General features: G+C 51.7%; 11 protein-coding genes, 6 tRNA genes and 1 other RNA gene. 7 read left to right on the top strand and 11 right to left on the bottom strand.

The window, feature by feature from the left end:
- From VH187_RS22860 to VH187_RS22840, 5 genes are all read right to left on the bottom strand, one after another.
- A non-coding RNA gene (locus VH187_RS22860) (RtT sRNA) lies at window positions 1-92 on the bottom strand; the annotation flags it as partial.
- 31 nt (window positions 93-123) lie between these two features.
- Window positions 124-199 (bottom strand) — tRNA-Lys (locus tag VH187_RS22855).
- A gap of 4 nt (window positions 200-203) precedes the next feature.
- Window positions 204-279: transfer RNA gene (locus VH187_RS22850), tRNA-Val, on the bottom strand.
- A gap of 46 nt (window positions 280-325) precedes the next feature.
- Window positions 326-401: transfer RNA gene (locus VH187_RS22845), tRNA-Val, on the bottom strand.
- A gap of 42 nt (window positions 402-443) precedes the next feature.
- Window positions 444-519, bottom strand: a tRNA-Val gene (locus VH187_RS22840).
- 258 nt (window positions 520-777) lie between these two features.
- Between VH187_RS22840 and gltX the strand changes: the two genes are divergently transcribed.
- The gene (gene gltX / locus VH187_RS22835) at window positions 778-2193 is read left to right on the top strand and encodes a glutamate--tRNA ligase (RefSeq protein ID WP_329703719.1); all 1416 of its coding nucleotides are present in this window, start codon (window positions 778-780) and stop codon (window positions 2191-2193) included.
- 44 nt (window positions 2194-2237) lie between these two features.
- Here gltX and VH187_RS22830 read toward each other — a convergent pair whose 3' ends face one another.
- Both VH187_RS22830 and VH187_RS22825 read right to left on the bottom strand, forming a co-directional pair.
- Entirely contained in the window at window positions 2238-2633 is a 396-nt protein-coding gene (locus VH187_RS22830) for a YfeC-like transcriptional regulator (RefSeq protein WP_329703718.1), read from the bottom strand.
- 2 nt (window positions 2634-2635) lie between these two features.
- Window positions 2636-2998 carry a YfeC-like transcriptional regulator gene (locus VH187_RS22825; protein ID WP_329703717.1) on the bottom strand — a complete coding sequence of 121 codons (363 nt, stop codon included), beginning with the start codon at window positions 2996-2998 and terminating at the stop codon, window positions 2636-2638.
- 20 nt (window positions 2999-3018) lie between these two features.
- On the opposite strand from VH187_RS22825, the gene VH187_RS22820 reads away from it, so the two are divergent.
- The 4 genes from VH187_RS22820 (at window position 3019) to VH187_RS22805 (ending at window position 5811) form a co-directional block, all read left to right on the top strand.
- On the top strand, window positions 3019-3216 hold the full coding sequence (locus tag VH187_RS22820) for a hypothetical protein (RefSeq protein WP_329703716.1): 198 nt from the start codon (window positions 3019-3021) through the stop codon (window positions 3214-3216).
- A 1-nt stretch (window position 3217) separates the two neighbouring features.
- Window positions 3218-3293: transfer RNA gene (locus VH187_RS22815), tRNA-Ala, on the top strand.
- 41 nt (window positions 3294-3334) lie between these two features.
- Window positions 3335-3410 (top strand) — tRNA-Ala (locus VH187_RS22810).
- 220 nt (window positions 3411-3630) lie between these two features.
- Window positions 3631-5811, top strand: coding sequence for a sensor domain-containing phosphodiesterase (locus VH187_RS22805; RefSeq protein ID WP_329703715.1), 2181 nt, complete (start codon window positions 3631-3633; stop codon window positions 5809-5811).
- 44 nt (window positions 5812-5855) lie between these two features.
- Here the strand turns inward: VH187_RS22805 and nupC are convergent, their stop codons facing one another.
- Window positions 5856-7058 carry a nucleoside permease NupC gene (gene nupC / locus VH187_RS22800; protein WP_329703714.1) on the bottom strand — a complete coding sequence of 401 codons (1203 nt, stop codon included), beginning with the start codon at window positions 7056-7058 and terminating at the stop codon, window positions 5856-5858.
- Between the two features lie 352 nt (window positions 7059-7410).
- On the opposite strand from nupC, the gene VH187_RS22795 reads away from it, so the two are divergent.
- Window positions 7411-8649 (top strand): Nramp family divalent metal transporter, encoded by a 1239-nt coding sequence (locus VH187_RS22795; protein ID WP_329703713.1) that lies wholly within the window; start codon window positions 7411-7413, stop codon window positions 8647-8649.
- 54 nt (window positions 8650-8703) lie between these two features.
- Here VH187_RS22795 and VH187_RS22790 read toward each other — a convergent pair whose 3' ends face one another.
- From VH187_RS22790 to mgrA, 3 genes are all read right to left on the bottom strand, one after another.
- Window positions 8704-8970, bottom strand: a complete 267-nt coding sequence (locus tag VH187_RS22790) for a hypothetical protein (protein WP_329703712.1) — start codon at window positions 8968-8970, stop codon at window positions 8704-8706.
- A 145-nt stretch (window positions 8971-9115) separates the two neighbouring features.
- Window positions 9116-9472, bottom strand: coding sequence for a DUF2502 domain-containing protein (locus tag VH187_RS22785; RefSeq protein ID WP_329703711.1), 357 nt, complete (start codon window positions 9470-9472; stop codon window positions 9116-9118).
- A gap of 124 nt (window positions 9473-9596) precedes the next feature.
- Entirely contained in the window at window positions 9597-10595 is a 999-nt protein-coding gene (mgrA, locus tag VH187_RS22780) for an L-glyceraldehyde 3-phosphate reductase (protein WP_329703710.1), read from the bottom strand.
- A gap of 174 nt (window positions 10596-10769) precedes the next feature.
- On the opposite strand from mgrA, the gene VH187_RS22775 reads away from it, so the two are divergent.
- The gene (locus VH187_RS22775) at window positions 10770-12431 is read left to right on the top strand and encodes an alpha-keto acid decarboxylase family protein (protein ID WP_329703709.1); all 1662 of its coding nucleotides are present in this window, start codon (window positions 10770-10772) and stop codon (window positions 12429-12431) included.
- Window positions 12432-12434 lie beyond the last annotated feature (3 nt).

Raw genomic sequence — 12434 nt, 5'->3', positions numbered from 1 at the left:
CCTTCGGGCCGTCGCCGCAAGCGGCTCCGGTGTCTCACTTTGTTCGACTCGAACCTGCAGCAGGTTCTCATCCGGCACGAATTGGGCATAGCAAAAAGGCGCCTTTAGGGCGCCTTTCTACATTGGTGGGTCGTGCAGGATTCGAACCTGCGACCAATTGATTAAAAGTCAACTGCTCTACCAACTGAGCTAACGACCCGAAGTGGTGGGTGATGACGGGATCGAACCGCCGACCCCCTCCTTGTAAGGGAGGTGCTCTCCCAGCTGAGCTAATCACCCACTTCGGTACTTCAATGTTACTGCAAGAAACCAGCTGGCGAGAAAGTGGTGGGTGATGACGGGATCGAACCGCCGACCCCCTCCTTGTAAGGGAGGTGCTCTCCCAGCTGAGCTAATCACCCATTTCTCAATTTCTTGCTACACGGCGGAGACTACAAAAGTAGTGGTGGGTGATGACGGGTTCGAACCGCCGACCCCCTCCTTGTAAGGGAGGTGCTCTCCCAGCTGAGCTAATCACCCCCGCTGTGTGGAGTCGCATTATAGGGAGAGTTCAAAATGAGTCAACGCCTTTTCCAAAGATTTTGTTTGTTCGTCGTAAAATTAGACAAAACGCTTATGAATCGCCATAGGGTGCATGATTTATAAACAAAATACGCTAAGCGCAGCGATTAGAGGGGATCAACATTGAGGATTCAGGTGGGAGTGATAGAATATTGCCCATTGTTTTTTTCCAGGATTTGCCGGCTGTCGGCAACTTTCTAAACGTAAGGCCATTTCATGAAAATCAAAACTCGCTTCGCGCCGAGCCCAACTGGCTATCTGCACGTCGGTGGTGCTCGCACCGCTCTTTATTCCTGGCTGTTTGCTCGCAATCACGGCGGTGAGTTCGTGTTGCGTATTGAAGATACCGATCTTGAGCGCTCCACGCCGGAAGCCATCGAAGCTATCATGGATGGCATGAACTGGTTGAGCCTGGAATGGGATGAGGGCCCGTACTTCCAGACCAAACGTTTCGATCGCTACAACGCGGTCATTGACGACATGTTGGTGGCTGGTACAGCTTATAAATGTTACTGCTCCAAAGAGCGCCTCGATGCCCTGCGCGAAGAGCAAATGGCGAATGGCGAAAAGCCGCGCTATGACGGTCGCTGCCGCCACGGTCATGAGCATCATGCTGATAATGAGCCTTGCGTGGTGCGTTTCGCTAACCCGCAAGAAGGTTCCGTTATCTTCGATGACCAGATTCGCGGCCCAATCGAGTTCAGCAACCAGGAGCTGGATGACCTGATCATCCGTCGTACTGACGGATCCCCGACGTATAACTTCTGTGTTGTTGTCGATGACTGGGATATGGAAATCACCCACGTTATCCGTGGTGAAGACCATATCAACAATACCCCGCGTCAGATAAACATTCTGAAAGCGCTGAATGCACCAGTACCGGTCTACGCGCACGTATCGATGATCAACGGTGACGACGGCAAAAAACTGTCTAAACGCCACGGTGCGGTCAGCGTGATGCAATATCGCGACGACGGTTATTTGCCAGAAGCGCTGTTGAACTATCTGGTGCGTCTGGGCTGGTCCAGCGGCGATCAGGAAATTTTCTCTCGTGAAGAGATGATCAAACTGTTCTCATTGGGCGCGGTCAGCAAATCTGCCAGTGCGTTCAACACCGAAAAACTACAATGGCTGAACCATCACTACATCAACACGATGGCTCCTGAATATGTGGCGACGCATCTGCAATGGCACATTGAGCAGGAAAAAATCGACACTCGCACGGGGCCACAGTTGGCAGAGTTGGTGAAACTGTTGGGTGAGCGCTGTAAGACTCTGAAAGAGATGGCGGCGAGTTGCCGTTACTTCTACGAAGAGTTTGACGAGTTTGATGCCGACGCGGCGAAAAAACATCTGCGTCCGGTTGCGCGTCAGCCCATGGAAGTGGTTCGCGATAAGCTGAATGCCATCACCGACTGGACGGCTGAAAATGTACATCACGCCATTCAGGCCACCGCCGATGAACTTGAAGTGGGAATGGGCAAAGTTGGGATGCCGCTTCGCGTCGCGGTAACTGGCGCGGGCCAGTCTCCTGGTTTGGATGTCACCGTGCATGCGATTGGCAAGAGCCGCAGCGTAGCGCGTATCAACAAAGCCCTGGCATTCATTGCGGAACGTGAAAATCAGCAATAACAGGTTTTAATCAGAAACGGCAGGCCGCAGGGTCTGCCGTTTTTTTATGCGCTTTTGTCAGCGATGTTCAAACTTTCCAGAAAACTACTCAAACCTTCGCGAACCAGAAGCAGATGTAAGCGCTGTTTCTCTTCCGCAGTCATCATCACCAGAACGTCCTGAATTTGCCGCCAGACCGGATCGTTGTCCTGCGTGTTGTAACTGTGCTCAGGTTCCGCGGCTTTCAATGAAAGCGACAAATGACGCAGTTTTGGCGTTGAGTTTAGGAAATCCCTGACTTCCGGCGTGATATGAATCAGTCTCGCGCGACCACCTTTAACGCCAGGGATCGGCTCCGTTATCCATTTCTGCTCGCGGATCCAACGATTGATCGTTTGTTTCGCCATACCCACACAGTGCGCCAACTCTTGGGTAGTCATCTTGGAGTGAAGTGTTTTCATTGTCATTCTTGTGTGCGAATGCCTAAACGGAGGAGGAGGCCGGTTATCCCTTCTCGTAAAAGGAGCGTGGTGAGTTGCTTCTGTTCGTAGTCAGACATTGTTTTTGGCAACGACAAGAGGAGGGCATCAAAACTGTCTTCTGCAACAACATGTGCGGTTCCCGGCGCGCTGGCTGCGGCTCGCTGCGCACTGCGAATAAATTCACGGACCTGTTCGCTGACGTGAACAACACGTGCTTTTCCGCCCTGAACACCCGGACGAGGTGATGTTTGCCATCCCTCTTTTCGCACCCATTTATTGATGGTTTGACGGCTATAACCGGTCAGATGGGCGAGTTCCTCCGGCGTCATTCGTTCCTTGAGCATGCTATTTCCTGAGTACTTGTATGGGAATTAGTGGTTCATGTTATAGCATCCTTTTAGCTGAAAACGTGACGCGTTTAACTACTGATTGCGAGAACGCTCGCAATGTCATTCAGTTGCATGCTTTTTCAGCAATTGAAAAAATGGGGAACATTTTGCCGTTGACACCTGGCAAGGGAATTCATATCATGCCGCCCGTCAACACGACACGCTTTGCGTAACGGGGCTATAGCTCAGCTGGGAGAGCGCTTGCATGGCATGCAAGAGGTCAGCGGTTCGATCCCGCTTAGCTCCACCAAATTCTGCTCCCATCAGATTTGGTACGTGAAGTAACATTGTGGGGCTATAGCTCAGCTGGGAGAGCGCTTGCATGGCATGCAAGAGGTCAGCGGTTCGATCCCGCTTAGCTCCACCAAAATTCAAACCCTCGCCTCGGCGGGGGTTTTTGTTTTTACGGCTACGACGTCAGAAAATCTGTAAGAAACAGGCTTTTTTGAGTCAAATTGTTTCCCTTTGTTAAATTCCATATAAACAATGAGACTTTTCTCCTACGGGAAACTTGCTTCGCTCAATTAATAAACATAATATTTCTATGTTGCAGTTACGAATCCAGCCGGAATATTTCCCTGACCATAATGACGTTTATAAAGAACTCCTCAGCCAAAAAATTTCTGCTGGCACTAGTCTTAAGCCTTTTCTCAATTCCTTTTGCCCGTTTTCTTTCGCCCGGAACGGTAATTGATGGCAATGCCATTTATCTCGCCTGGCTCCCGCTGAGCGTCATTTTGTCGATGATGCTGCTTTTTGGTCGACATGCGGTCTCGCCGTTGATTATTGCTTTTGCAGTGACCAACGCCTGGCTGCTGCCGTTGCCCGCGCCACAGTCTCTGGTGTTGTTATTCTGTCAGCTGTTTGCGCCGATGCTGTCATGCGGCATTCTGTACGGGATTTTAGGTAAGCGCTGGCGTTTTGGATTGCCTAACCGGCATATGGGGACACGGATTTTTTGGGCCTGTTTCTTTGCGCCGATGGTGTTAAAAGGCACGATGTATCTGGCGGGGCGCTTTCTTGATTTTCCCTTATCGGTTTCCGGATTCTTCGTCTCTGCATCGGTCGTCTACAGTCTTGTCGATATTCAGAGCCTGATATGTGCCGGGCTCATTTTTACCATGCTGTTTTACTACCCGTTGCGGATGCTTATCAACCCGCGCTACGCACGCAAGTTCTGGAAGCGTCATATTCTCCCCGCGTTTGGCCGAAAGCAGTGGCTATTTACGGCAAACTGGCTGGTGGTGCTGACTGCCTTGCTGCTGACGCTTTGCACACCTTTTGAATCTGAATTCATCGCCGGATATTTAGTCCCGGTAATTTTTATCCTTTTCTTCCTGGTCATTAACCGCTTTAGCTATCCGCTGATCTGCCTGGTGTGGGGCATCAGCGCGTTTTTCCTTGTTGCCTATAACCGCAACTTTTTACAGGGCGTGAGTACTGAGTACGCACTTTCCTTTGTACTGTCGGTTCTTATCTCTTTCACCATTTGCTTGCTCTACATGGCGCAGATACAAGCTCGCAGCAACATCATAAAGCGTAAGTGGCATAACCAGGCGTTGCAGGATCCGCTCACCGGGCTGCCCAATTTGCGTGCGTTCGAGAGCTATTTGAGCCAGCATCCGCGTGCTAGCGTGTGCTGCCTGCGAATGGATAATCTGGAATTTTTAAGCCGTCATTACGGCATGATGATGCGCGTTCACTGCAAGCGAATGATCACCCGTGATTTGCAACCGTTACTCGGCCCGGAAGAGAAACTTTTCCAGCTCCCGGGGAGCGAACTGCTGTTGGTACTGCATTGCTCAGAAACGGCAGCCAGGCTTGCCTATATTGTCGACTTCCTCAATAGTCAGGCGTTCAACTGGCAAGGTGACTCGCTGGATCTGGAGTTTGGCGCAGCCTGGGGCGCTATCGAAGGCGAGGGTGAAGCGTTGCACCATACGCTGGGCCAATTGAGCTGGCTTTCAGAGCAGGCCTGCGCCGCCCGTCGTGTCTTAGCACTCGACAGCAGTCTGGCAACGGTTTCTGACAACACCACAGAGCGCGTTATGCAGCTAAGCCGGGTGAAAAAAGCGTTGGCGGAGGGCGGCCTGCAATTATATGCCCAGCCTATCGTGAGTCAGGCTGGCGATCGATATCACGAAATCCTCGCCCGAATGACCTGGGACGAGAAAATTATCACACCTGATCAATTCATTCCGGTGATCGCGCAGTTCAACCTCAGTAAGCGTTTTGATCTGCTGGTCGTTGAAACCCTTTTTCGGGCGATGAAAACGTTGCCGGGCGAGCGCTTCTCCGTGAACCTGATGCCATTCACGCTGATGCAAAAAGAGAGCGCCAATAAGATCCTCTCGCTGTTCAGTCAATATGATATCTCTCCGGCGCTGGTCACCATTGAAATCACCGAACAGCAGGCGTTTTCTGGTTCAGAAATCAGCATGCTGAATATCCGACGCCTTCGGGAATACGGTTGCCAAATCGCAATCGATGATTTCGGTACGGGTTACGCAAACTATGAGCGCCTGAAAAGGCTGGAAGCGGATATCGTTAAAATTGATGGTTGCTTTGTGCGTGACATTCTCACTGACCCGGTCGATGAAATGATCGTGAAATCTATCTGTGAACTGGCGAAAGTAAAAAAGCTGACGCTGGTTGCGGAGTTTGTTGAAACCGAGGCACAGCGGGAACTGTTGTATAAGATGGGCGTCGATTACCTGCAAGGGTATTTGATAGGTAAGCCGCGTCCTCTTGAGGAATTGCGGGCATAAAAAAGCCGGGAGATACACTCCCGGCTTTTTAGTGTCTTGCTGACTTACAGAACCAGTGCGGCGATGGATGCGGACAGCACACTCACCAGCGTAGAACCGTAAACCAGTTTCAAGCCGAAGCGTGAAACTACGTTACCTTGTTCTTCGTTCAGACCTTTAATCGCACCGGCAATGATACCGATGGACGAGAAGTTAGCGAAGGAGACGAGGAAGATAGACAGGATGCCTTCTGCGCGCGGAGAGAGCGTGCTGGCGATTTTCTGCAGATCCATCATGGCAACGAATTCGTTGGACACCATTTTGGTCGCCATGATGCTGCCGACCTGCAGCGATTCGCTGGCAGGAACGCCCATCACCCAAGCCACTGGCCAGAAGATGTAGCCGAGGATCCCCTGGAAGGAGATGCTGTGACCAAACCAACCGGTCACGGTCGCGAACAGGGCGTTCAGCGCAGCAATCAGGGCGATAAAGCCGATCAGCATTGCAGAAACGATAATCGCCACTTTGAAGCCTGCCAGAATATATTCGCCCAACATTTCGAAGAAGCTCTGACCTTCGCGCAGATTAGACATCTGCAGGTTCTCTTCGCTCTGATCAACACGGTACGGGTTGATAAGCGACAGAACGATAAAGGTACTGAACATGTTCAGCACCAGTGCCGCAACCACAAATTTCGGGTCCAGCATGGTCATGTATGCGCCGACGATGGACATTGAAACGGTAGACATTGCGGTCGCCGCCATGGTGTACATGCGGTTGCGCGACATCTTGCCGAGAATGTCTTTATAGGCGATGAAGTTTTCCGACTGACCGAGGATCAAGGAGCTGACCGCGTTGAAAGACTCCAGTTTACCCATACCGTTGACTTTCGACAGCAGAGTACCAATCGCACGGATCACAATCGGCAGAACACGGATGTGCTGCAAAATACCAATCAGTGCAGAAATGAAGACAATCGGGCAAAGCACTTTCAGGAAGAAGAATGCCAGGCCTTCATCGTTCATTTTACCGAAGACGAAATTTGTCCCTTCGTTAGCGAAACCGAGAAGTTTTTCGAACATCTCGGAGAATCCTTTCACAAATCCCAGGCCGACATCAGAGTTCAGGAAGAACCAGGCCAGCAGGACTTCGATAACAAGTAATTGAATAACATAGCGAATGCGGATTTTTTTACGATCATGGCTAACCAGCAAGGCCAGAATCGCAACCACAGCAAGCGCGAGGACAAAGTGTAAAACGCGGTCCATATTTGCTCCAAATATGAGGCAGATTAAATTTCCGTGCACATTCTATGCAACAACATAAAAGAAAACGAGATCTACGCCGCACTATAGTTAGAACCTGTGAGCAATCTCAAAAAAGGTGACCAACCATACAAATCTGTTATGTTATGTAAAGGTGTTAAAAGTTGCGTTGTTGTACTAATCTGACGGTAGAACTGACTTTACGTTACTTGTCCCTAAACATGGCTGTTCGTTGACCCGCGGCTATCGTTCCTGTCTATCAGAGAAATCAATATCACCTTAATAAATGAACTTGATAATCATTCTCATTTTGATAGCATCAAACATAGCAAAGGCTATATTTCAGAGGCAGAAAATGACAAACAGTCGCGTTGAGAGTAGCAGCAGTCGTGCAGCACGCAAGATGCGGTTTGCATTAATGGGCCCTGCGTTCATTGCTGCCATCGGCTACATCGATCCGGGTAACTTCGCCACTAATATTCAGGCGGGTGCCAGCTACGGCTATCAACTGCTTTGGGTGGTGGTGTGGGCAAACCTGATGGCGATGCTGATTCAGGTCCTCTCTGCCAAATTAGGGATTGCCACCGGCAAAAACCTGGCCGAACAAATTCGGGATCACTACCCGCGCCCGCTGGTGTGGTTCTATTGGGTGCAGGCAGAAATTATCGCCATGGCGACCGATCTGGCGGAATTCATCGGCGCAGCGATTGGTTTCAAATTGATTTTGGGCATCTCGCTGCTTCAGGGCGCGGTGCTGACCGGGATCGCGACATTCTTAATCTTGATGCTACAGCGACGTGGGCAAAAACCGCTGGAGAAAGTCATCGGTGGCCTGCTGTTGTTTGTCGCTGCTGCCTACATTGTTGAGCTTATTTTCTCGCAGCCAGCAATGGCACCGTTGGCGAAAGGGATGATTATTCCCTCGCTGCCGACTTCCGAAGCAGTGTTCCTTGCAGCAGGCGTGCTGGGTGCGACTATCATGCCGCATGTGATTTATCTGCACTCGTCCCTGACTCAGCATCTTCATGGTGGCTCGCGGCAGGAACGTTATAGCGCCACACGTTGGGATGTTGCGATCGCGATGACCATTGCCGGGTTTGTGAATCTGGCGATGATGGCGACGGCAGCGGCGGCGTTTCATTTCAACGGACATACGGGTGTCGCTGACTTGGATCAGGCTTATCTCACGCTGGAACCGCTGCTCAGCCACGCGGCGGCGACAATATTTGGCCTGAGCCTGATTGCTGCCGGGCTGTCGTCAACCGTAGTGGGGACGCTGGCCGGACAGGTGGTGATGCAGGGCTTTATCCGCTTCCATATCCCGCTGTGGTTCCGCCGGGCGGTAACCATGCTGCCATCGTTTATCGTTATTCTGCTGGGCCTTGACCCGACCCGCATCCTGGTGATGAGCCAGGTGTTATTGAGCTTTGGTATTGCCCTGGCGTTAGTGCCACTGCTGCGTTTTACCAGCGATGCCAATCTGATGGGTGATCTGGTGAACACCCGCCTCGTGAAACGGGCAGGATGGGTGATTGTGGTGCTGGTCGTGGCTCTGAACGGCTGGTTGCTGATCGGCACGCTGCTCAATCTGTAACGATCATTCCGTCTTGCGGAAAAGCGACAAAGACCCTCCGCGAGAGAAGAGAAATCAACGACTGCTCGTCAATTCTTTGTCGACACCGTAATCCACCAGTTTCCATTTTACCGGTTGAGACTGGTGGTAGGGCATCACCGTTCCTTTTTGGATGCTGACTATCACATTCACTGAATATAATGAGGCTTGCCACTGCCCGGTTTGCTGGCAATCGGTCCCGCTGTATTGCTCGTAGCCTAGTTGCTTTCTGCCCTGATTATTTTTACTCGGCTGGCCTGTGTAGCCGTAGTTGATCCCTGAGGTCATGTTGTCAATTTTCATTGTTTTATTATCCTGGTCTGAACAAACCTTATTTTGATTATCAGAACGACACAGGCGTGGATGAAATTAAATCAGTGCAGCATGTTTTTTCAGCGAATTACAATTTATTACCGATATGAAAAAAGCAGCCCGAAGGCTGCTTATTTTAATGGTGGTGACCGCCGTGACCGTGGCCGCCTCGTCCTGGGCCGCGGCCCCAACCGCCATGGCGGTCATCACGGTCGTTCCAGCCTTCACGGTAGCCACGCTCATAGGCATTGCGCTTGTCCCAACCGCGATGCCAGCCGTTATCGTGTCGATGCCAGCGTGCATCACGCCATTCATAATTACGACGCCAGTAGTCGTTGTCGCGCCAGCGACCGCCATCCCAGTAGTTGCCGTAGTTATCGCGATCGCCAATTTGTAATTTAACGGATGGAATCAGCGTGATTTCACCCGCATTCGCCATCATTATTGGCGCACTTGCCAGTAATACAGCAGCCAGAATAAGTGACCTGAACATAAATGTCTCCTTGCGGTCGGGGCCTTCTTGGGCCTGTTAACGCAATCTTACGAGGTGTTACAACCTCGCAGCATCGGAGTAACTCCTAAATCTCAGGTCACAGCACTTTTTGCTAAAAGTGGCGTTAATTTGACCCGCTAAGGATTGCGTCAATTTCTGCAATCTCTTGAGCAGAGAACTGACGGTTATCGAGCATTCCCACGGCATCATCCAGCTGCGCAATCTTGCTGGCACCAATCAATACCGACGTAATTTTGTTGCCACGCAGTACCCAGGCTAACGCCATTTGTGACAGTTTTTGACCGCGCTTACTGGCTATTTCATTCAGCTTGCGCGCTTTTTCGACTTTCGCGTCGGTAATCTGATCGGCACTGAGGAATTTGCTTCCACTCGCGGCTCGGGAATCTGCCGGAATGCCGTTCAGATAACGGTCCGTTAGCTGACCACCGGCCAGCGGAGAGAAAGCAATCGAGCCGACACCTTGCTCTTGCAGCAAATCAGTCAGCCCGTCTTCGACCCAGCGCTCGAACATAGAGTATTTCGGCTGGTGGATAACACAGGGTGTACCGAGATCCTGCAAAATCGCAAATGCCTCGCGAGCACGATCGGCGGGATAATTGGAAAGCCCAACGTACAGTGCTTTACCCTGACGTACCACGTGGTCAAGTGCGCGCATGGTTTCTTCCAGCGGTGTGTCCGGATCCGGGCGGTGATGGTAGAAGATATCGACGTATTCCAGACCCATGCGTTTCAGGCTTTGATCGAGGCTGGCAATCAGATATTTACGTGAACCCCAGTCGCCGTAAGGACCGTCCCACATGGTGTAACCCGCTTTGCTGGAGATAATCAGTTCGTCGCGATACGGCAGAAAATCCTCGCGCAGAATACGGCCAAAGTTGCTTTCGGCAGAACCTGGCGGCGGACCATAGTTATTGGCGAGGTCAAAATGGGTGATGCCGAGATCGAATGCATGGCGTAACAGCTGACGGCTGGTTTCGACCAGCGTTTCGTCACCGAAGTTGTGCCACAAGCCCAGCGAAATCGCCGGTAATTTCAGTCCACTTCGGCCGCAACGCTGATATTCCATCTTCTCATAGCGTGCCGGATTTGCCTGATAAACCATCAAAACCTCCAGTAGGGACAGGGTGTGTATACGTTTACACTAATCAATGTCGTGGCTGAGGTACACTCTTTAAATCTGTAAATTTTCCTTTCCAGCATCAAATTCTTATCCTTCTGGACAGACTTCGCGCATCTCTAATACTCAGAATATCTATGCGGCGAAAGGAAGATGGCTATGCAATCGAATTACACAATCGCAGATTATCTGGTGGATCGTCTTGCCGGATGCGGTATTGACCACATGTTCGGCGTGCCGGGCGATTATAATTTGCAGTTTCTCGACCATGTCATCGATCACCCGAAGTTGTGCTGGGTAGGTTGTGCGAACGAACTGAATGCGGCTTATGCGGCGGATGGTTACGCTCGTATTCATGGGGCTGGCGCGCTTTTGACGACCTATGGCGTCGGGGAGCTAAGTGCGTTGAACGGTATTGCCGGGAGTTTTGCCGAGTATGTTCCGGTTTTACACATCGTGGGCGCACCGGGAAGCGGCAGCCAGCAGCGTGGTGAATTGTTACATCACACGCTCGGTGACAGCGATTTTGGCCACTTTTTTGACATGAGCATCCCGCTGAGTGTGGCCCGGGCAAAGTTGACGGCGGGTAATGCCTGTCAGGAAATCGACCGTGTGCTGCGAGAAATGCTCAGCGAAAGGCGTCCAGCTTATTTGATGTTGCCAGCGGATGTCGCGAAAGCCCCGGCTACCCGGCCTGTAAACGCTCTCACACTTACACCTGTTGAGGTTGATGAAAACGCGTTGGCAACATTCATCGCGGCCGCCAGGGAAATGTTGGCTCCGTGCAAACGTGTCGCGATGCTGGCAGATTTTCTGGCCCAGCGTTACGGGTTACAGCCAATGCTCCGGGATTGGGTAACGTCACAACCACTCGCATTTGCCACGCTGTTGATGGGCAAAGGGCTGTTTGATGAGCATCAGCAGGGGTATGTGGGCACTTACAGTGGTGCGGCGAGCGCCGAATACACTCGCGCGGCAATTGAAGATGCCGATGCGATTTTGTGTATCGGTACGCGTTTTACCGACACCATTACCGCCGGATTTACACAGCATCTTCCGGCTGAGAAAACGATAGAGCTTCAGCCTTTTTCCGCACGCGTCGGCAAACGTTGGTTCAGCGGTATACCGATAGCTCAGTCCGCACGCGCGTTACAATTCCTCTGCGAGGAACTTTGCTCTGGCTGGACACTTCCCGCCTCTCAGGCAGAGCCTGCGCCCGTAAAATACAGCGGTACGCTAACACAAAGCAGTTTTTGGCAGGCGCTGCAGGATGCACTCTTGCCGGGCGATATTATTCTTGCCGATCAGGGAACGGCAGCTTTTGGCGCCGCCTCGTTGCGCCTTCCGGCTGATGCCATGCTTATCGTACAACCGCTTTGGGGTTCTATCGGGTTCACGCTGCCTGCCGCGTTTGGTGCGCAAACCGCCGCCCCGGAAAGACGTGTCGTGCTGGTGGTGGGAGATGGTGCGGCACAGCTAACCATTCAGGAACTCAGTTCCATGCTGCGAGATGGGCATAAACCGCTGATTTTGTTATTGAATAATGAAGGTTACACGGTCGAGCGGGCGATTCACGGGCCAGAGCAGCGTTACAACGACATCGCTCAATGGAACTGGACGCTGCTGCCACAAGCCTTAAGTCTGGATTGTCAGGCTCAGAGTTGGCGCGTGACACAGACCGTTCAACTGCGCGAAGTGCTAGAGCTTGCCTCGCGTCGCCAGCGGCTGAGTTTTGTGGAAGTGGTATTACCGAAACTCGAAATACCTGAGCTGCTGCGGGCCGTAACGCAAGCGTTAGAGGCCCGCAACAATACTCAGTGAAGA

This window comes from Scandinavium sp. (assembly GCF_036271055.1).
Classification (GTDB): Bacteria; Pseudomonadota; Gammaproteobacteria; order Enterobacterales; family Enterobacteriaceae; genus Scandinavium.
The sequence above is the reverse complement of the archived record's forward strand: the minus strand, read 5'-3'. Positions and strand labels throughout refer to the sequence as shown.